A 20,214-nucleotide genomic window follows, 5' to 3' on the forward strand; every position below is an offset into this window, starting at 1 on the left:
GGCGGGACGCCCAACCCCTACTCCCCACAAAAAACTTAATGTCTTGTGGAACAGGCATCTTGCCTGTTCTTGAGAATTCGGTGCTGTGTAATAGTTTTTCAAGGGCGGGCGGGACGCCCAACCCCTACTCCCCACAAAAAACTTAATGTCTTGTGGAACAGGCATCTTGCCTGTTCTTGAGAATGCTGAAATATCTCAGTTTTAACTCACATTTTTAGTTAGGAAATTTCAGTGCAGAAAGCCCTGACAGCTTCTGCAAACTGCTGGTTATGCTCGATTAATGCCATGTGTCCTCCTTTCTGTATAGTAACTAGCTCTGCTTGAGGCAATTCTGCTTTCATCCGCAGGCTAGCTGGGGGGGTAGTGGCAATATCTGAATCGCCGCAGATCACCAACACTGGAATGTGAATTGATGGCAAAGTTTTTGTTTCATCAAATTTGAGCATTCCCAGTGTGCCGCGAGCGAGAACGCCGGGAGAACCCAAGGCTGATAAGAAAGCTGAGAACTCTAATTGACCGCGCGTTTCAGTGCCTTTAAATCCCGATAATTCTACACTGATGTGCAGTGAACCATTGAGATAGCTCAGCCAAGTCATTCCCCACATAATCGGTTCAAGAGCTATGGTGAGATAGAGCATAGGTTGAAGCAGCGGCTTTTGCAAAGCGCGTAATAAACCGCTAAAAATAGCGGTTTTGACGGGATTAGTATAAGTCGTATCTACCAGAATTAAACCAGCTACTCGACTACCGAGAAGTTCTGGAAAAAGCCGACTGAATGTTAGAGAAATCATGCCGCCCATGCTGTGTCCGAGTAGGATAACAGGTTTATTTCCTGCTATGGCAATGACGGCTTCAAGATCGCGGGCAAATTTTTCTAGGGAGTAGTCACTGTTTTTTGGTCGAGTGGATTTTCCCAGGCCTGGAAGATCCCAAACAATCACTCGGTAGCGATCGCTGAGTTGCCGTTTCGCGTAATACCAAACCATACTGTTGGGCCCCCAACCGTGCGAGAGAATAATCGGCTGTCCGTCCTCTGGGCCGTAGAATTCTACTTGTAAAATAGTGCCATCAGGCCTCTCTACCCGCTGCACCGTACCCGTCCGCGTGGGCTTCGGTTCGTCAGCACCGGGGCGGCGGAACAGCGGCAAACTGATAAAGCGGCCGCCAACACACCAAAGAAGCATCAACACTCCGCTGATTAAGTAGGAAATCCCTACAAGTGCGCCCATGTACCATTCGTAAATAATGTATATACCTCCGCCAAGAACCCCGACGGACAGCAGTCCCACCAGCCATAGGAACAGGAAATTGAAGGGCATGAACGGCATAAGCTGAAACCTTGGGTAGGATTTTGGTTGCGGATTCAAACAGAATCATACTCAGGTTAGGCCACAGTAAGCAAGCGATCGGTTAAGCTCTTAATTTGTGCGCTGGTAGAATTTCTTTTATATTTGCAAAAATAATCACAGGATGACTCAAAATGCCCGATCAAAAAATATCGAGTTCATCGCCAAATGCAAGAGATTCGGTCACGGTTGAGTTAGTTGAGTTTTTATCTTATCTTCGCAGTCTAGATATTAATATTTTTGTTGAGGGCGAGCGCCTGCGCTGCAACGCTCCCGAAGGAATTATTACACCAGAACTACGGGCAGAAATTTCTCATAAAAAAGCCGAAATTATTTCTTTTTTAAAAGCAGCTAATCGTACTTCTAGTTTAACTTCTACACCGATTGTTTCTATGGGGCGGGAAGGAAATATACCGCTTTCCTTTGCACAGCAGCGCTTGTGGTTTCTCGACCAATTAGTCCCGAATAATCCTTTTTATAATGTTCCTGCAGCATTGCGTTTGACAGGAACGCTCAATTTTTCGGCGCTGCAACAAACCTTCAATGAAATTGTGCGCCGTCACGAAGCTTTACGCACGAATTTAGCAGTAGTTTCAAACCAACCATTTCAGAGAATAGCTGCTGCTTTCCACCTGCAAATTAATGTAGTGGACTTGCGAAATTTGCCAAAGGAATCTCGACAAACTGAAGCAAACAGGCTCACCACTGAGGAAGCTCAACGCTCTTTCAATTTGTCAACTGACTTGTTGCTGCGAGTCACATTGTTGCAGTTGGATGATGCCGAATATTTACTAATGCTGAATATGCACCACATTGTCTCCGATGGTTGGTCTATCGGAGTGCTAATTCAGGAATTAGGCGCACTTTACACGGCATTTGCTAGCGAAAAACCTTCGCCGTTACCGACTTTATCGATCCAGTATGCTGATTTTGCCAAATGGCAGCGCGAATGGCTGCAAGGGGAAGTTTTAGAAACGCAGCTTGCTTACTGGCGGCAGCAGTTAAACGGGATTTCTATGCTAAATTTGCCTGCGGATCGACCCAGGCCAGCAATTCAAAGTTACCGAGGCAAAAGGCAATTTTTGCAACTGCCAAAACAACTGAGCGAGGCTTTAGAAACGTTGAGCCAGCGCGAAGGAGTGACGCTGTTTATGACAATGCTGGCAGCTTTTAAAACGTTGCTTTACCATTACGCCCAGCAAGAAGATATTGTTGTAGGTTCGCCGATCGCCAATCGCAACCGCAGTGAAATAGAAGCATTAATCGGTTTTTTTGTCAACAGTTTGGTGTTGCGTACAGATTTGTCGGGAAATCCAACTTTTCGGGAACTTTTAAACCGAGTCAAAGAGGTAGCATTAGGAGCTTACGCTCACCAAGATTTGCCGTTTGAGAAGTTAGTAGAAGAACTGCACCCCGATCGCGCGTTGAACCAAAATCCCTTATTTCAGGTGGCGTTTGCGCTGCAAAACGCGCCGGGGAATCAGTTAGAATTGCCAGAATTAACACTCAGCCCGCAGCAGTTAGATGTGGGTACAGCGCGGTTTGATTTGGAGTTTCATTTGTGGGAGCGATCGCCCAACAGCTCGGGAAGCAACCAATCGCCCAGCAATAAGCTGTGGGTTGATAGCTCCGAGGGTATCAGCGGCATGGTTATTTACAGCGCCGATTTATTTGATGAAGCTACCATTACCCGCCTGATCGGGCATTTTCAAACTTTGTTAGAAAGCATTGTGACAAATCCCGAACAGCGAATTGCCAACTTGCAATATTTGAGCGCCCAAGAGCGTGATTATTTGTTAGTTGAATGCAACAATACTCAGGCGGATTATCCGCAAGATTTGTGCATCCATCAGCTATTTGAAATGCAAGCCGATCGGACACCGGATGCGGTGGCGCTGGTATTTGGAGAGGAGCGAGTCACCTACCAGCAGCTCAATCTCCGCAGCAACCAACTAGCACGTTATTTGCAAAAAATTGGGGTTGGGGCGGAAGTTTTAGTCGGGCTTTGCTGCGGGCGATCGCTCGATCTGATTGTGGGGATGTTGGGTATCCTGAAAGCGGGAGGAGCTTACTTAATTTTAGATCCGAGCTATCCTGCTGAGCGATCGAGCTTTATGCTAAAAGATGCTCAAGTGTCAGTATTGCTTACCCGCCAGGGAATAAATTCCCTGTCTAATAGCGAAAGTCGTCTAAAGACGACTGAAGGAGGACAAGTTTCCAGTCGGCTTCAGCCGACTTCAGCTATGAGCCAGGGAATTGATTCCCTGGTGGATGATGGCGAAGTGCAAAATTTAGAAACACAGTCAGATGATAAAATTCACCATCCAAGGGTTGTTTTTCTAGACACAGACTGGGAGATGATTTCCCAAGAAATCGCCGACAATCCCACCAGCGCAGCCACAGCCGAAAATCTGGTGTACGCGATTTACACCTCCGGTTCCACGGGAAAGCCGAAAGGAGTGGAAATTGAGCACGGGAGCTTGTTAAATCTCGTTTTTTGGCATCAAAGAGAGTTTGGGGTGTCAGCGGGCGATCGAGCAACGCAAATAGCAGCGATCGGCTTTGATGCTTGCGGGTGGGAAATTTGGCCTTATCTCGCCGCCGGATCTAGCATCTACTTTCCAGAAGATGACATCAGGCGAGATCCAGAAAAACTGCAAAACTGGTTAGTATCAAAAGCCATTACAATTAGCTTTTTGCCAACACCTTTAGCCGAGAAAGTTTTGCTATTAGATTGGCCTCAAACAACAGCGTTGCGAATCTTGCTCACAGGCGGCGAAAAACTGCAACAACATCCTTTAAAATCCCATCCATTTAAGCTAGTAAATAATTACGGCCCAACCGAGAACACCGTCGTCACAACTTCCGGTTATATTCCTGTAACACAGCAAGCAGATATCGCCCCGACAATTGGCCGCCCCATTGCTAACACTCAAATCTACATATTAGACAAATATTTGCAGCCCGTACCAATGGGGGTTGTTGGCGAATTGTACATCGGCGGAAACGGACTCGCTCGCGGCTACCTCAACCGCCCCGATTTAACCGCACAAAGCTTTATTCCCAATCCTTTTAAACCAAATTCAGACACCATTCTCAATGACTTGTTTAGGAACAGGCAAGATGCCTGTTCCACAACAAAATTCATCTCTTGTGGAACAGGCATCTTGCCTGTTCTCGATAATAGTATAACATCTCAGTTTAAACCAAATTCAGGAGAGCGGATTTACAAAACCGGCGACTTAGTGCGCTACAGAGGCGATCGCAACCTTGAATTTTTAGGACGCATTGACGAACAAGTAAAAATTCGCGGTTTCCGCATCGAATTAGGAGAAATCGAGACAGTATTAACTCAACATCCGGCGGTGCAGCAAACTGTAGCAATAGCTTCGGAAGATGGACAGGGAGATAAACGTTTAGTAGCTTATATTGCCCTGAATCCAGAATATAGCGTTGCCCGCGAAAAAAGCCAAATAATGCAATTGCAGGACGAACAGGTTTTGCAGTGGCAAATCCTCTACAATGAAACTTACAATCAACCTGCTGTTGACTCAGATCCAACATTTAATATTGTCGGCTGGAATAGCAGTTATACTAATCAGCCAATCCCCGCAGAACAGATGCGCGACTGGGCGAACAATCAAGCCGCCCAAATTTTAGCTTTGCAGCCTAGCCGAGTGTTAGAAATTGGCTGCGGCACAGGTTTGTTGCTGTTCCAAATTGCCCCTCGCTGCACTCAATATTGCGGCACAGACTTTTCACCTATTTCGCTCAACTATATTCGGCAGCACTTGGCAAATCAAGAATTAGCTAATGTAACGCTGCTTCAGAAAATGGCGACTGACTTTGAAGGAGTAGAGACAGCAGCTTTTGACGCAGTAATTCTCAACTCAGTCGTGCAATATTTCCCGACTATCGACTATCTCGTGCAGGTGCTAGAAGGTGCGGTGAAAGCAACTGCTCCCGGCGGCTTTATATTCATCGGAGATGTCCGCAGCTTGCCGTTGCTGGCAGCTTTCCAGGCTTCCGTACAACTGTATCAAGCCGAACCTTCTCTCGCGGGCGAACAGTTGCAGCAGCGAGTACAAATGCAAATTTTTCAAGAAACAGAGTTAGTTATTGATCCAGATTTTTTTAGTGCATTAAAACACCGCTTTCCGCAGATTGACGGCGTAGAGATTCAATTAATTCGCGGTAGCTATCACAATGAGTTAACTGATTTTCGATACAATGCTATTTTGCATATTGCGTCTGAAACAGCACGCCCAGAATCAGCGCAAAAAGGGGAGTGCAGCGCAGAAAAACGGCTGGATTGGTTGGATGAAAATCAGAATCTGACTGTTACCAAGGTGCAACAAATATTATTGCAAAATCAACTCGATGTTTTAAGAATTGCTAATGTGCCTAATGCGCGGGTAACGGCAGCAGTTAAAGCGGCAGAGTTGCTGTCTGTTGTCGATAAATTTCCCACAGCAGGTCAGTTGCAGAAAGCCGTGGAAAAAGTCGAGGATTTAGGAGTCGATCCCGAAGCGTGGTATGCTTTGGAAGTTCCGTATAATGTTAATATTAGTTGGTCTAATTCCGACAGTCAAGGGCGCTACGATGTAGTGTTTGCACGGGGCAAAACTAGAGATTTTGTGCCAGAAACCCGAAGCGATAACTTGCGTCCTTGGCGCTCTTATGCTAACAATCCCTTACAAGCTAAAGCAGCGCGTAAATTAGTGCCGCAGTTGCAGGCTTATCTAGCAGAAAAACTGCCGGAATATATGATTCCGTCGGCTTTTGTGGTGCTGGAGTCGCTACCGGTGACGGCTAACGGAAAGGTCGATCGGCTCGCTTTGCCTGCACCGCAGCCGATTAAGTTAGAATGGGCTGGCGGTTATGTTGCGCCTCATACTTCTATTGAGGAAGTTTTAGTGAAAATTTGGGCTGAGGTTTTGGGGATAAAGCGAGTGGGTATCCGGGACAATTTCTTTGAATTGGGAGGCCATTCGCTGCTGGCGACTCAGCTTGTTTCGAGAGTGCGAGATGCTTTCGCGGTAGAGTTGCCTTTGCGCCGAGTTTTTGAAGCGCCGACAATTGCAGAATTATCTAAGATTGTTGAGAGTTTAAAAGATAATAATTCTAAAAGTCAAGCTCCGGCTTTAGTGCCCATTTCGCGCGATAGTCGGCGGAGGAAGCTATCATCTTTTAATCAAGAAATTAAATAAAAATGAGCGCTGGTGAAAGCGTACAGTTTCGATAAATATGCAGCAAGAAACAGATGTTTTCGTCTTCCCGGCATCCTTTGCCCAGCAGCGGCTTTGGTTCCTCAATCAATTAGCACCGGGCAATCCTTTCTACAATGTCTCAACAGCGCTCCGCTTAACAGGTTCCCTCAACTTCAGATCCTTAGAGCAAACCTTCAACGAAATTGTGCAGCGGCACGAAACTTTACGCACCACATTTACGCTTTTGGAAGGGGAACTCGTACAAATTATTGCTCCCATTTTAACCGTATCCCTCCCCACAATCGACTTACAAAATCTCTCGCCAACTCAGCAGGAAACCGCAGCGCTGCAACTCGCAACCGATGCAGCGCAATGCCCTTTCGATTTAGCCGCTGGGCCGTTATTCAAAGTAACGCTGCTACAACTCAGTGAAACAGAACATATATTGTTGCTGAATTTACATCATATTGTGGCTGATGGTTGGTCGATTGGAGTGCTAATTCGAGAGCTGGGAACGCTCTACACAGCATTTGTAAAAAATGAGCGATCGCACTTACCAGCACTGCCCGTACAGTACGCCGACTTTGCAGAGTGGCAGCACCAATGGTTGCAGGGCGAAGTATTAGAAACCCAGTTAGCTTATTGGCGGCAGCAGTTAAACGGAATTACCACACTCAATCTACCAACAGACAGGCAAAGACCAGCGGTTCCCTCCTACCGCGGCGCTAAACAATTTATAACACTATCACCTGCTTTGAGCGAGGCGCTAAAGTCATTGAGCCAGCAAGAAAGCGCGACTTTATTTATCACTCTACTAGCCGCTTTTCAAACTTTGCTGTACCGCTATACAGGACAAGTAGATATTGCAGTAGGAACGCCGATCGCCAATCGCAACCTGAGCGAAATAGAAGCATTAATCGGTTTTTTTGTCAACAGTTTGGTGCTGCGTGCAGATTTATCAGGAAACCCAACTTTTCGGGAACTGTTGCATCGGGTAAAAAACGTCGCAATGGCAGCCTACGCCCACCAAGATTTGCCCTTTGAGAAGTTGGTTGAGGAATTGCACCCCGATCGCGAGTTGAGCCGCAACCCCCTATTTCAACTTAGTTTCAGCCTGCAAAACACTCCTGTAGCAGCGCTAGAATTGCCGGGGATCGTTGGAGAGGCGATCGACTTTGACGCGGGAACCGCCAAGCTGGATTTAGAGTGCCACTTGTGGGAAGATGCAGGAAGTATTCAAGGGCAATTTGTCTACAGCACAGACTTATTTGATAGCGCCACAATTGCGCGGATGGCGGGACATTTCCAAACGCTGCTAGAAGCCATTGTTGCCAATCCCAAACAGCACCTCAGCGACTTGGCTTTGCTGACAGCGCCAGAATACCAGCAATTATTAATCGATTGGAATGACACTCAGAGAGATTATCCGAAAAACCAGTGTTTCCATCACCTATTTGAAGATCGAGTCGCGCGATCGCCCGATGCTGTCGCCGCCGTCTTTGAAAACCAGCAGTTAACCTACCGCCAACTCAACAGCCAAGCAAACCAACTTGCACATTACTTGCAGCAATTGGGAGCAGCACCAGAAGTTTTAGTGGGCCTTTGTGTAGAACGTTCCTTAGATGCGATCGTCGGAGTGCTAGGCATTATCAAAGCAGGCGCAGCCTACCTGCCTTTAGATCCAACTTATCCTCAAGAGCGACTTAACTTCATGTTAGAAGATGCTCAGGTGTCTATTTTCGTAACTCAGCAGCACTTAGCCCAAAACTTGACGCAGCCGGAAAATTACGGAGTTTTTTCAGTAGTTTGTTTGGACTCCGACAGAGAAATTATCGCCCGACAAAGCCCAGAAAGTCAAACTACAAATATCCTACCAGAAAACCTAGCCTACGTTATTTACACATCTGGTTCAACCGGAAAACCCAAAGGCGTTTTAATCGAACATCGGGGACTATACAACTTAGCCCTAGCTCAAATAGAAGCTTTTAACTTAAACTCAAATCACCGCATTTTGCAATTTGCATCCCTGAGTTTTGATGCCTCAATCTTTGAGATTGTCATGGCCTTGGGAACCGGAGCAACACTTTACTGTGCCAAGAAAGAATCTTTGTTGCCCGGACAAACATTAATCCAATTTTTGCAGGACAATGCTATTACCCACGCTACCCTCCCGCCCTCCCTGCTAGCTGTCCTTCCAAACGCCGAACTTCCCGCACTGCAAACAATCATCTGTGCTGGCGAATCCTGTTCCCCCGATGTTGTTAAACGCTGGGCTTCGGGGCGCAGATTTTTTAACGCTTACGGCCCTACAGAAGCGACTGTCTGGGCAAGTTTGGCCGAAATTAGCGATAGCAAAAAACCGCCAATCGGCCGCCCAATAGCTAACACTCAACTCTATATTTTAGATAAAAATTTACAGCCTGTACCCGTTGGAATTCCCGGTGAATTGTACATCGGCGGCAGCGGATTGGCGCGAGGCTACCTGAACCGCCCCGAATTAACCGCCCAGCGATTTATTGCTAATCCCTTTAGCCAGAAAGCAAAAGAACGAATTTATAAAACTGGTGACTTAGCTCGCTATTTTCCCGACGGCAATATTGAGTTTTTAGGCCGCACTGACGAACAGGTAAAAATTCGCGGTTATCGAATAGAATTGGGAGAAATTGAAGCGCTGCTGGTTCAGCATCCAGCAGTGAAAGAAACAGCGGCGGTTGCTGTGGATGATTTGTCGGGCAACAAACGCCTAGTTGCTTATGTCGTCCCCAATCACAATCAGACGCTTAATCCCGATGAAATACGCAATTTCCTCAAACAGCAACTGCCCAATTACATGATTCCCAATGCCTTTGTGGCGATGGATTTTCTGCCCCTAACTCCCAATGGCAAAATCGACCGCCTGCGCCTACCTGCACCGGGGAATCTAACTAGCAATTCAATAGACAAAAGCTGCATTGCACCTCGCACACCAACCGAGTCAACCCTCGCCCAAATTTGGGCCACAATCCTCAACGCAGAGTGCGTTGGCATTCGCGATAACTTCTTCGATTTGGGTGGAGATTCCCTGCTGGCAATCCGCCTCATCAATGAGATTAACCAGCAATTTCAGCGCGAGTTGCCGCTGTCTGCTCTTTTTTTAAATCCGACAATTGAAGGTTTAGCCGATTTGCTATATTCAGAAACAAAATCTCTGGAATGGTCGCCTTTAGTTGCAATTAAGCCTCGCGGTAAAAATCCCCCGTTTTTCTGCGTCCATCCCATCTTTGGCGTCGTGTTTCCTTATGTCGAGTTAGCCTTTGGGCTAGGAGAAAATCAACCGTTTTACGGGCTGCAACCAAAGGGGATTGACGGCGAAAGTTCTCCGTTAACTAGCATTGAAGACATGGCGGCTGACTACATCGCAGCCTTGCGTACCGTTCAACCAAAAGGGCCTTATTTTTTAGGAGGCTGGTCTTTTGGAGGTTTGGTTGCTTTTGAGATGGCTCAACAGTTGCTCGCAGCGGGGGACGAAGTGGCTTTGCTTGCTGTGCTGGATACTTTAGCGCCGATTTCTGCTAACAAACCTTCTTTTTGGGACGGTTGCAAGTTTATACTAACTACTGTTTCGCGCTCTATCTGGCCTTTTATAGTAGATTATTTTCGTTTGGTGGCTGCTGCTGAAAATATTCACAGTGGCGGTATTTTTGCCAAATTTCCGACATTAAATAAGATGCTTAATTTGGCAGCTAATTTTTTGCATCGCTGGAATTGGAAACAGGCTGTTATGGTTAGCATCCTATCTCAGGAGTCAAAAGAAAGAAGCTGGCGCGAGCTGGCAATTCCTTCGATGTTTACTGTATTTCAGGCTAACAGTCAAGCAACTCTCAGCTATGTACCGAAAATTTATCCGCAGCGAATTACTCTTTTTAGATCAAGGGAAAAGCTAAGCATGAATCATCAAGATCCGACTCTTGGCTGGAGTGAATTAACGACCCAAAGAGTAGAGGTGATTAGAGTTCCTGGGAATCATCTGACTATGCTGAGAAAGCCTAACGTTGAGGTGCTGGCTCAAAAGCTGAAGCATTGCTTTGAGGAGGAATTAAGTGATTGAGGAACCCGCGTGCTTGTGTGTCGAAACCAGGTTTGATGTGCGAAATTTCTATCAGCCATCTCCAATAATTCTTGTGGAACAGGCATCTTGCCTGTTCAAAGCTGGCTTTTCTGGAGATGTCTAAGCTGTCGCGCATTTAAATTGTATATTCAGGGCGGGCGGGACGCCCAACCCCTACTCCCCACAAGAGTTTGATTGTTCTTTAACATATAATTTAAACGCCGCAACAGCTTATCACCCTTGTAGTTAGGATGTAAAAAAATTGCGTGAAGCGAAGCTATCCCGCAGGGAATCGCCCGAAGAACACTTTTTGCAACTAGAAATCATCATGCAGCGCCACGCCGCAGCACTCGAAGCTGAAGTCAGAGCTTTGCAAGCCGCTGACGAAACCGCCCAGTGGCCTCCTGACTGGAAGCGTTGCTATAATTGGCGTTTCGCTAAAATTTTCGCGTCTGTGAAGATTTTTCGCAACTGGGGTGCAGATGCTGGGGCTTGGAAACTTTTGCCTTCGCGAGTTTATCCCAACCGAGGCAATCAGAAGGATGAGTCTGTTGACATTTGAATGTAGGGGCGGGTTTTACCAATAATCTCGGCCTAAGACCAATCATCTCGTAAACCCGCCCCCACCCAACAGTAAATCCCAATCTACCTCCAATTCTTCAATCTAAAATCTAAAATCTAAAATCTAAAATCGATTGATTGGGCGATGCTGAAGATGATAGCACCCAAACCTGCTGCGATCGGAATTGTCACCAGCCAAGCCGAACCAATTGACAGCAAAGTTTGCAACCGTACTGTTTTCCAAGCTTTGATCAGCCCGACTCCGACGACTGCACCGACTAAAGCGTGGGATGTGGAAACTGGCAAACCGAATCGGGATGCTAGCAAGACTGTGGTGGCTGTGGCTAATTCCGCGCAAAATCCGCCGCTGGGTTGGAGTTCGATTATCTTTTCGCCGACTGTGGCAATTACATTTTTGCCCCAGATGGCTAAACCGATGACTATTCCTGCGCCTCCAACGACTAAAATCCACAGTGGTACGCTGAAATCCCCTGATGGAAAGGAACCTGTGCGCCGGATGTAGGCGATCGCAGCTAGGGGAGCAACTGCATTTCCTACGTCGTTGGAACCGTGGGAAAATGCTACAAAACAGGCGCTCAAGACTTGAAATCTCGCCATTTGTTGTTCGATGGGAGAGTGGCGGGGAGGGGGAGAGGGGGAGAGGGGGAGAGTGGGAGATTGGGAAAATATTCCCTCTTTCTTATTCCTTGCATCCGTTACATCCGTTACATCCGTTACAAAATCCGCTGCCGAACCTTCTTCCTTATCAACTGATTCTAATTTTTTCCAGCTATTGAGTGTCATGCCGATCGCCCCAATACTCCCAATGCCAATGACAATATCGTGAATGGGCAGATTCCAGCCAAATCGATCGTGTGCGGCGGCGATCGCCCCTGTCTGCACCAAAGCAACATCCACAACAGACGGCAGTACAATGATCCCAAATACGCTCAGCATTGCTGCACTCAGCCAAGGTATCCACTCGCGCATTTGAGATAGAGGATCTGGCCGATCGAGAATCGAATACTTCACCACACTGTAAAATAGCGCGGCTAAAGCACCGCTGGCGATCGGTGTCGCCACCCAAGTGAGGGAGATGGTGCCGATGGTTCGCCAATCAACCGCATTAATTCCGGCTGCAACACAGCTAAAACCCGCGATCGCGCCCACCACTGCATGGGAGGAAGAAACCGGCAAACCTCGACTGGTAGCGATTTGCAGCCACAAGCCGCAAGCAATCAGCACTGACACCATCCCGATTAAAAATACTTGCGGTTTTGCCGCGAACACTTCTGCATTCACAACTCCTGTTGCCAGAGTTTCGGAAACTCCTTGGCCGAACAGCACTGCACCGGAAAACTCCAGTATGCCTGCAACAATTATTGCCTGCCGCAGCGTTAGGGCCTTCGAGCCTACGGATGTCCCCATCGAGTTAGCGACATCGTTGGCACCCAAGTTGGCGGCGACGTACAAGGCCAGTGCGGCCATTGCCCCTAGTTGCAGAAATACGACTCCAGAGGTATCTAACATAGAAATTTTTTGACATAAAACGGGCATTTCGATATATGATAAGGGATTGTGAGTTTTGGTAAATCCGATGAAAGGCGCAGAAATAATCCGTTCTATCGAAACGGCAGAAATAGATAGAGTCAAGCAAGAACTCAGCAAAGTTCTCCCCGAAATTTACGTCGGCGACACAGTGCGAGTCGGCGTAAGAATTAAAGAGGGTAACAAAGAACGGGTTCAGCCCTACGAAGGGACTGTGATTGCCATGCGTAACGGCGGGATTAATGAAACAATCACCGTCCGTCGCGTGTTTCAGGGCGTCGGAGTGGAACGGGTGTTTTTGATTCACTCGCCCCGCATCGCCACGATCCAAGTGATGCGCCGCGGGAAAGTTCGCAGAGCAAAACTTTACTACCTGCGCGATCGGGTGGGCAAAGCTACTCGCGTCAAACAGCGGTTCGATCGCTCCCTGTAGGAATGCACCCAGCTTTCCCTTGGTTCATGGTTCATGGGAAATTGAAAAAAATAAAAAAAAAGTTTCCCATTTACGAGCGCACTGTGTTAAAATAGAAATCTAGAGGTTAAGCGAATTTCAGCAACCTCACCTGTGCGCTCTTAGTTCAGTTGGTAGAACGCAGGTCTCCAAAACCTGATGTCGGGGGTTCAAGTCCTCCAGGGCGCGCTGAATCACCAAACTTTAAATTCTGCCCGAAAGCGCCCGGACTATTGGCTGGCAACAGTCAAAACCGCAAACTTTCGGGTAGAATTAATTTTTGTGGGCGGTTCGCAAAAAATGCCATCAACAAATGCTCGGTGTGGCTTCTCGATCATCGGTTTCGGCGATCGGCATTTACGCCGTTTATTGGTTGGGCTTGTAAAAAAGTCGTGGCTTTAGATTTGAGATTTGGGACTTGGGCGTAAGTGGTTAGTGTCACAAAATCTGAGAGCCGCGGGCCACTCACACCATCTAAAATCTAAAATCTAAAATCTAAAATCGCAAGGGGGATTGAATCGTGGCGAAAAAAGACGAAGCTCAAGAAACTCAAGAAATAACAGCGCCTGGGTTTGACCCTGCGGGTTTTTTTAAGGAAACTAGAGAAGAACTCGACAAAGTGGTTTGGCCTAGCAGGCAGCAGCTAATCAGCGAGTCTTTGGCCGTGCTTTTGATGGTGATCCTCTCAGCAAGCCTGATCTATTTGGTGGATAACTTCTTTAACTGGGGCGCGGGAAAGGTGTTTGGGCCATGACTTTTGCATCAGAAGAATCTGAGTATTCCACAGAAGCGACGGGACAGGCAGCATCGCCAGATGTGCCGGAGATTGATGCTCGCTGGTATGCTGTTCAAGTTGCCTCTGGCTGCGAAAAGCGCGTGAAGGCAAACTTGCAGCAGCGGATTCAAACTTTGGATGTTGCTGATCGCATCGTTCAAGTAGAAATTCCGCAAACTCCGGCGATCAAAGTCGGCAAAGACGGTTCCAGGCGGCAGTCAGATGAAAAAATCTTTCCCGGCTACGTACTCATCCGTATGTTTATGGACGAGGATACGTGGCAGGTGATCAAAAATACCCCGAATGTAATTAATTTTGTCGGGGCAGAGCAGAAACGCCGCTACGGGCGCGGCAGGGGTCACGTCAAACCGCTACCTCTGAGTCATTCGGAAGTAGAACGGATCTTCAGAAACGCTCAGGAATCAGAACCAGTTGTCAAAGTATCGATGTCTACTGGAGACCACGTTGTGGTACTTTCCGGGCCATTTAAAGATTTTGAAGGTGATGTGATTGAAGTTAGCCCGGAACGAAACAAGCTCAAAGTTTTACTCTCGATTTTTGGGCGCGATACGCCTGTAGAATTGGAGTTCAATCAGGTTCAGAAACAGAACTAACTAATGGCAAAGAAAGTTGTTGCAGTAATTAAGTTGGCGATTACGGCGGGAAAAGCCAACCCAGCTCCTCCGATCGGCCCAGCATTGGGTCAGCACGGCGTCAATATTATGATGTTTTGCAAGGAGTACAATGCTAGAACCGCAGACCAAGCAGGTCTGGTGGTTCCGGTAGAAATTTCGGTTTTTGAAGACCGCAGTTTTACGTTTATTCTCAAAACCCCGCCGGCGTCGGTTTTGATTCAAAAAGCCGCTGGCATTGCTAAGGGTTCGGGAGAACCTAATCGCAAGCAAGTAGGCTCGATTACACAGGCTCAACTGCGAGAAATCGCTGAAACCAAAATGCCTGACCTCAATGCTAATGATGTTGAGGCTGCTATGAAAATTGTGGCAGGAACGGCTAAAAATATGGGCGTGGCGATCGCGGATTGAAGTCAGTTGTCAGTTGGCAGTTGTCAGTTGGCAATCGGTAATTCCCAGTGTTGAAGCTCAAATCTTCAATCTAAAATCCAAAATCCAAAATCCAAAATCGATCGGTTCAGGGGGAGAAGCAAAGCTTCGCTAGTAACCGAAAACGGGTAGATTTTAAGATTGTCCGATAGGTTCAATCTAAAATCTAAAATCTAAAATCTAAAATCGACTGACCCCAGGAGATAACAATGGCAAAGAAAGTATCGCGAAGACTGCAAGAACTTCAAAAGAAAGTTGAAGACAGACCTTATCTACCGCTGGAAGCTCTGCAACTTTTGAAAGAAACAGCAACCGCTAAGTTTGGCGAAGCTGCTGAAGCTCACATCCGTTTGGGAATTGACCCGAAATATACTGACCAACAGTTGCGGACAACTGTATCGCTACCAAAAGGAACTGGTCAAGTAGTCAGAATTGCGGTGATTGCTAAGGGCGAAAAAGTTAAAGAAGCTCTAAATGCCGGCGCGGATATTGCTGGTTCTGAAGAGTTGATCGATGAAATTCAGAAGGGCATGATGGACTTCGATTGCCTGATTGCTACCCCAGATGTGATGCCGTTGGTGGCAAAATTGGGTCGGTTATTGGGCCCGCGCGGTTTGATGCCTTCTCCGAAAGGTGGCACGGTGACGACTGACATTGCTCAGGCGATCAACGAGTTTAAAGGTGGTAAACTAGAATTCCGTGCCGATCGAACTGGCATCGTTCATGTTATGTTTGGCAAGGCAGCTTTCTCAGCGGAAGATTTGCTCGTCAACCTTCATGCTTTGCAAGAAACAGTTGACCGCAACCGTCCTTCTGGTGCTAAAGGTCGCTACTGGCGCAGTTTGTACGTATCCGCAACAATGGGCCCGTCGATCGAAGTCGATATCAGTGCTCTGCGCGATACCAAACTTGATGCTGCGTAGAAAGAATTAAGCAGAAGGCAGAAGGTAAAAGACAGCTTCGGCTGTCTGTGTAAATCTCTCACAAGATTTGCGTCATAGCCTTGCTATGTCTGCCTTCTCGTGATAGCCTAATCAAAAATCAATAAGCTGAAGACCGCAGGTGCCGATCGCTTAATTTCCTGCCGAGGCTGAAGAAATAAAAACTCAAGACTCAAAGATTAGAAATTTTCTATTTTTAATTGTGACTTGTTAATTTTTAATTCTCTGCCCCGGCTCGAAGGTCGGGGTTTTTGACGGGCAATTTTCGATCCTAAAAGGAGGTGAAATAAGTATGGGCAAAAGTTTAGCAGTAAAAAATGAGATTATTGCAGACCTCAAGCAAACCTTGAGCGAATCTCAACTGGCGATCGTGATTGACTACACGGGCTTAACTGTTGCTGAAATCACAGATTTGCGTCGGCGTTTGCGTCCGAAAGGCAGCAGTTGCCAAGTGGCAAAAAACACGCTGATGCGAATTGCGGTTGAAGGCAACGAAACCTGGCAGCCGATACAAGAATTGCTGACAGGTACGTCGGCATTTCTGTTCGTGCAAGAAGATATTGGCGGCGCGATTAAAGCTTACCAAGAATTCCAAAAAGTCTCTAAGAAGACTGAACTTCGCGGCGGCGTGATGGAAGGACGGGTGCTGAAAGAAGCTGATGTTAAAGCATTAGCTGATCTGCCGTCGAAAGAACAACTCATGGCTCAAATTGCTGGCGCTATCAACGGTGTCGCAACCAAGTTGGCTGTGGGTATCAATCAAGTTCCTACTTCGATCGCTCGCGGTCTTAAAGCTTATGCTGAAAAAGACGGCGGTTCAGCAGAAGTAGCAGCAGAAGCACCAGCAGAAGCTGAAGCTGAAGCACCAGCACAACCTGAAGCTGAAGCACCAGCACAACCTGAAGCTGAAGCACCAGCAGAAGCAGAAAGCACATCGGCGTAAATCATTAGTAATTAGTCACGAGTCAAGAGTCGTTAGTTTTGAGAAACAAACTCATGACTGGAGACGAGAAACTCATAATTAATGAGCAATCCACAATCCACAATCCACAATCTACAATCGAACTAGGAGTTCAAAAAATGTCTACAGCAACTGATGAAATCTTGGACAAACTTAAGTCTTTGACTTTGCTCGAAGCATCTGAATTGGTCAAGCAAATTGAAGAAGCTTTCGGCGTCAGCGCTGCTGCTCCTGTCGGCAACATGATGATGATGGGCGGCCCTTCTGCTGCGACTGCTGAACCCGTAGAAGAGCAAACTGAATTTACTGTCATGCTGGAAGAAGTTCCTGCTGACAAGAAAATCGCAATTCTGAAGGAAGTCCGCGCAATTACCGGTCTGGGCCTGAAGGAAGCAAAAGATTTGGTAGAAGCCGCACCGAAAGCAGTTAAGGAAGCTATTGCTAAGGAAGCTGCTGAAGAAATGAAGAAACAGCTTGAAGCTGTGGGCGCAAAAATTTCTATCAAGTAGTCAGAGAAGGTAGTTGACAGGTGGAAACCTGTCGCTATTGAAACCTCAGTTTGCTGGTGCAGACTGAGGTTTTTTCGGTTATTTTACCGAACATGATCAGCTCTTGGGCATCTAAATTGTATTTTTGGGCGGGCGAGACGCCCACCCCACAAGAATTTCATCAAACTTGACTATAAGATTTAGATGCGCCTGGGCTTATTACCCAATCATCAAAATTCTGCCTCCATTTGGCGCACTACTGTTAAAGCAGAATAGGAAACACCGGCAGTGCCTTCTCCGGGATGGGTGGAGTCGCCTACTAACCACAAATTTTTAATTGGTGTGCGGTTGGCAAATCCGAAGGGGCCGAAGGTTGGTATTCGCTGCCCGATGCCACCCACAACACCTCTATCTCTCGCTGTGTAGCGGGCAAAGGTGCGGGGTGTGGCGGCTTCTTGGTGTACGATCGACTCTGGCGTCAAATTGAAATATTCGCTCAAACTGGCGATCGCCCCTGCCGTATATTTTTGCTTCAATCCTTCATAATCAACCGAATTCCACCACATTCGAGTATCAGTAAATGACGAAGCGATAATTGTCGCCATTCCCTCCGGTGCTCGCCCATCACCCGGATGACTGACTGAAACAAATAATGAATTATTTTCCCCAATCTCGCCGTCGTAATCGTAGAGAAACTGAAGGTGGGGCGGACAATTTTCTGGAATTGCGCTTTCATGCACTCCCAAATATATGACAAATGCACCGGATGCGGGCGGCAATTTATCAACTCGATATTTGTAGCCTGCCATTTGATTTGGGAGTTGATTTGTTGTCTCTGAAGTCTCTGATTTAACCGATAAATTATCTGTTAAATTGCCGACACTTGGCTCGCTTGACAACAATTTTACTAGATTTTGCGCTGTCACGTTGGCAACAATGCGATCGGCTGTTTCTGTCCAAACTTCGCCTGTTTTTTGATTGCGAATCACTGTACCGGTGGCTTTGCCATTTGCTGTGACAATACTTTCAACTGTATGCCGCAACAGGACTTTGCCGCCGTAGAGTTCGATCGCCCCTACCAGTCGATCGCTCAACACCTGCATACTTCCTTCTAGATGATACAATCCCTGCGGCTCTTGCGAAACTCCTAAAGCCGTGGCCGCGTAAAGTAGCGCCGTTTCTTCGGTATCAACTTGAGAATACAATTTTAACTGCAAATCCAGAAAAGTTCTCAAGCGCAAATTGTCTCCCAACCCGCAAAGCCGCAAAGCATCTCCCACTGTCATAAAAGTGAAAGGCAAAGTAATTAAAGTATCGGGGCGAACTGCTTGAATTAATTGCCACAAATCCCATAAGTTTCTGGGCGGTAAAACTGGATCGCGCCCTTGAAAGTTCCAGCTAGCTTTGAACAATGCAGATAATAATTGCCAAAAAGGTTCGCTTCCAGGAAACTGCCGCTGCCTTTCTTGCTGCCACTTTTGCGGATATCGCCACACGCTAATCGGTGCGGTTTCTCCCGGCAAAAACACCGCACAAGCGGGATCGCAGGGTGTCGCGGCGGGAATTTCTATGTCTAATTCTGAGAAAATTCGGTGGTGAATGCCTCCGGGTTCCAATCCTGCAACCTGCGTGGCGCCGACATCGAAGGTAAAGCCTTTGCGTTTGAAGGTGGAAGCGCATCCTCCGGGGACGATCGCCTGGTCTAAGACTAGCACTTTGTATCCTCTGCGGGCTAGCAGGGCTGCTGCTGTCAGCCCGCCGATTCCGCCTCCAATTACCGTGACGCGGCCCTTAGTGTCTGCTGGACTGGATTTGCCAAAAGGGGTGCGATCGCCTGTCATAAATTTATTTATTGTAATATTTCTTAATATTATGCTCATATTTTGCAATAAAAAGCTCTTGTAGCGACAGGTTGAAATCTATCGCTACAAGAGGAAGGAGTCCGAGTTGACAGGACTTTTTAGGGGTAAAGTGCTCCGGGCGCAGCCGGAGCGTTAGACTGTGGCGTGCTGATGAGAGAATCAGGGACGGCGCCACTTGTTGAGATAAGCTTCGCCAATCCCAGCCACAGCCTGCATTTGAGCTAGCTGTTCCCGTAAAGCTTTGATGGTTCTTAGCTGTTCTTGAGACTGTTGCTGCAAAGCGTCGTAATTTCGCTGTATCGCCGCACTCTGGTTCAATTGATTTTCCAGATATTGCAACTTGGTCAGTTTAACTTGGAAGTCGCCGATCGCACTTGACTTTTCTGCTAACTCGTGCTGCAACGATTCGTAACTCGACTTCGACACGGTTTCCTGGAATTGGCTTTCGAGATTTTGCTTTTCGGTGGCGAATTGCTGCTGCAAAGATTCCAGAGCACTGGATTTTTCTGCTAGCTGTTGCTGCAAAGATTCCAGAGCACTGGATTTTTCGCCTAGCTGTTGCTGAAACTCGTGTTCCCGGTGTTCTCTTTCGCCTAGTTGCTGCTGCAAAGATTCCAGAGCACTGGATTTTTCTGCTAGCTGTTGCTGCAAAGATTCCAGAGCACTGGATTTTTCGCCTAGCTGTTGCTGAAACTCGTGTTCCCGGTGTTCTCTTTCGCCTAGCTGTTGCTGCAAAGATTCCAGAGCACTGGATTTTTCGCCTAGCTGTTGCTGAAACTCGTGTTCCCGGTGTTCTCTTTCGCCTAGCTGTTGCTGCAAAGATTCCAGAGCACTGGATTTTTCGCCTAGCTGTTGCTGAAACTCGTGTTCCCGGTGTTCTCTTTCGCCTAGCTGTTGCTGCAAAGATTCCAGAGCACTGGATT

At 47.2% G+C, this 20,214-nt stretch carries 14 protein-coding genes, 1 tRNA gene, 1 pseudogene and 1 other annotated feature; of the genes and pseudogenes, 12 read left to right on the forward strand and 4 right to left on the reverse strand.

Annotated elements, in window-relative coordinates:
* Nucleotides 1-218: 218 nt before the first annotated feature.
* Entirely contained in the window at nucleotides 219-1,328 is a 1,110-nt protein-coding gene (locus tag QUB26_RS17240; protein ID WP_333242742.1) for an alpha/beta hydrolase, read from the reverse strand.
* A 152-nt stretch (nucleotides 1,329-1,480) separates the two neighbouring features.
* Here QUB26_RS17240 and QUB26_RS17245 point away from each other — a divergent pair, with 152 nt between their 5' ends.
* From QUB26_RS17245 to QUB26_RS17260, 4 genes are all read left to right on the forward strand, one after another.
* On the forward strand, nucleotides 1,481-6,556 hold the full coding sequence (locus QUB26_RS17245; protein ID WP_333318976.1) for an amino acid adenylation domain-containing protein: 5,076 nt from the start codon (nucleotides 1,481-1,483) through the stop codon (nucleotides 6,554-6,556).
* Between the two features lie 37 nt (nucleotides 6,557-6,593).
* A complete protein-coding gene (locus QUB26_RS17250; RefSeq protein WP_333318979.1) occupies nucleotides 6,594-10,643 on the forward strand; it encodes an amino acid adenylation domain-containing protein in 4,050 nt (1,349 codons plus the stop codon).
* Entirely contained in the window at nucleotides 10,636-10,767 is a 132-nt protein-coding gene (locus QUB26_RS17255) for a hypothetical protein (RefSeq protein ID WP_333302689.1), read from the forward strand. Before QUB26_RS17250 ends, QUB26_RS17255 begins: the two co-directional genes overlap by 8 nt.
* 138 nt (nucleotides 10,768-10,905) lie before the next feature.
* Complete coding sequence (locus QUB26_RS17260) at nucleotides 10,906-11,205, forward strand: hypothetical protein (RefSeq protein WP_333242751.1); 300 nt, start codon at nucleotides 10,906-10,908, stop codon at nucleotides 11,203-11,205.
* Nucleotides 11,206-11,321: 116 nt separating this feature from the next.
* Here the strand turns inward: QUB26_RS17260 and QUB26_RS17265 are convergent, their stop codons facing one another.
* Entirely contained in the window at nucleotides 11,322-12,761 is a 1,440-nt protein-coding gene (locus QUB26_RS17265; RefSeq protein ID WP_445299616.1) for an inorganic phosphate transporter, read from the reverse strand.
* A 40-nt stretch (nucleotides 12,762-12,801) separates the two neighbouring features.
* Between QUB26_RS17265 and rplS the strand changes: the two genes are divergently transcribed.
* The 8 genes from rplS to rplL all read left to right on the forward strand — a co-directional run bounded on the left by rplS (nucleotide 12,802) and on the right by rplL (nucleotide 17,450).
* Nucleotides 12,802-13,185 carry a 50S ribosomal protein L19 gene (rplS, locus tag QUB26_RS17270; RefSeq protein ID WP_333242756.1) on the forward strand — a complete coding sequence of 128 codons (384 nt, stop codon included), beginning with the start codon at nucleotides 12,802-12,804 and terminating at the stop codon, nucleotides 13,183-13,185.
* A 134-nt stretch (nucleotides 13,186-13,319) separates the two neighbouring features.
* Nucleotides 13,320-13,392: transfer RNA gene (locus QUB26_RS17275), tRNA-Trp, on the forward strand.
* Between the two features lie 331 nt (nucleotides 13,393-13,723).
* The gene (gene secE, locus QUB26_RS17280) at nucleotides 13,724-13,957 is read left to right on the forward strand and encodes a preprotein translocase subunit SecE (RefSeq protein ID WP_333054360.1); all 234 of its coding nucleotides are present in this window, start codon (nucleotides 13,724-13,726) and stop codon (nucleotides 13,955-13,957) included.
* A complete protein-coding gene (gene nusG, locus QUB26_RS17285) occupies nucleotides 13,954-14,592 on the forward strand; it encodes a transcription termination/antitermination protein NusG (RefSeq protein WP_333054359.1) in 639 nt (212 codons plus the stop codon). The genes secE and nusG overlap by 4 nt, the downstream gene beginning before the upstream one ends.
* Before the next feature lie 3 nt (nucleotides 14,593-14,595).
* On the forward strand, nucleotides 14,596-15,021 hold the full coding sequence (gene rplK / locus QUB26_RS17290) for a 50S ribosomal protein L11 (protein WP_333031062.1): 426 nt from the start codon (nucleotides 14,596-14,598) through the stop codon (nucleotides 15,019-15,021).
* A 227-nt stretch (nucleotides 15,022-15,248) separates the two neighbouring features.
* Complete coding sequence (gene rplA / locus QUB26_RS17295; protein ID WP_190663916.1) at nucleotides 15,249-15,962, forward strand: 50S ribosomal protein L1; 714 nt, start codon at nucleotides 15,249-15,251, stop codon at nucleotides 15,960-15,962.
* Between the two features lie 108 nt (nucleotides 15,963-16,070).
* Nucleotides 16,071-16,243, forward strand: a sequence feature (ribosomal protein L10 leader region).
* 29 nt (nucleotides 16,244-16,272) lie between these two features.
* Nucleotides 16,273-16,923 (forward strand): 50S ribosomal protein L10, encoded by a 651-nt coding sequence (gene rplJ / locus QUB26_RS17300; protein WP_333242761.1) that lies wholly within the window; start codon nucleotides 16,273-16,275, stop codon nucleotides 16,921-16,923.
* A gap of 137 nt (nucleotides 16,924-17,060) precedes the next feature.
* The gene (gene rplL / locus QUB26_RS17305) at nucleotides 17,061-17,450 is read left to right on the forward strand and encodes a 50S ribosomal protein L7/L12 (protein ID WP_333242766.1); all 390 of its coding nucleotides are present in this window, start codon (nucleotides 17,061-17,063) and stop codon (nucleotides 17,448-17,450) included.
* A gap of 209 nt (nucleotides 17,451-17,659) precedes the next feature.
* Here rplL and QUB26_RS17310 read toward each other — a convergent pair whose 3' ends face one another.
* Both QUB26_RS17310 and QUB26_RS17315 read right to left on the reverse strand, forming a co-directional pair.
* A complete protein-coding gene (locus QUB26_RS17310) occupies nucleotides 17,660-19,270 on the reverse strand; it encodes an FAD-dependent oxidoreductase (protein WP_333242770.1) in 1,611 nt (536 codons plus the stop codon).
* Between the two features lie 180 nt (nucleotides 19,271-19,450).
* Nucleotides 19,451-20,214 (reverse strand): annotated as a pseudogene (locus QUB26_RS17315) (CopG family transcriptional regulator); the annotation flags it as partial.

It is taken from the genome of Microcoleus sp. B4-C1, from assembly GCF_036705285.1.
GTDB lineage: Bacteria > Cyanobacteriota > Cyanobacteriia > Cyanobacteriales > Microcoleaceae > Microcoleus.

Coding starts and splice junctions, on each gene's coding strand:
- QUB26_RS17240 (WP_333242742.1), bottom strand. CDS start 1,328: ATGCCGTTCATGCCCTTCAATTTCCTGTTCCTATGGCTGGTGGGACTG.
- rplK (WP_333031062.1), top strand. CDS start 14,596: ATGGCAAAGAAAGTTGTTGCAGTAATTAAGTTGGCGATTACGGCGGGA.
- nusG (WP_333054359.1), top strand. CDS start 13,954: ATGACTTTTGCATCAGAAGAATCTGAGTATTCCACAGAAGCGACGGGA.
- QUB26_RS17245 (WP_333318976.1), top strand. CDS start 1,481: ATGCCCGATCAAAAAATATCGAGTTCATCGCCAAATGCAAGAGATTCG.
- rplJ (WP_333242761.1), top strand. CDS start 16,273: ATGGGCAAAAGTTTAGCAGTAAAAAATGAGATTATTGCAGACCTCAAG.
- rplA (WP_190663916.1), top strand. CDS start 15,249: ATGGCAAAGAAAGTATCGCGAAGACTGCAAGAACTTCAAAAGAAAGTT.
- QUB26_RS17265 (WP_445299616.1), bottom strand. CDS start 12,761: ATGCCCGTTTTATGTCAAAAAATTTCTATGTTAGATACCTCTGGAGTC.
- QUB26_RS17310 (WP_333242770.1), bottom strand. CDS start 19,270: ATGACAGGCGATCGCACCCCTTTTGGCAAATCCAGTCCAGCAGACACT.
- QUB26_RS17250 (WP_333318979.1), top strand. CDS start 6,594: ATGCAGCAAGAAACAGATGTTTTCGTCTTCCCGGCATCCTTTGCCCAG.
- rplS (WP_333242756.1), top strand. CDS start 12,802: ATGAAAGGCGCAGAAATAATCCGTTCTATCGAAACGGCAGAAATAGAT.
- rplL (WP_333242766.1), top strand. CDS start 17,061: ATGTCTACAGCAACTGATGAAATCTTGGACAAACTTAAGTCTTTGACT.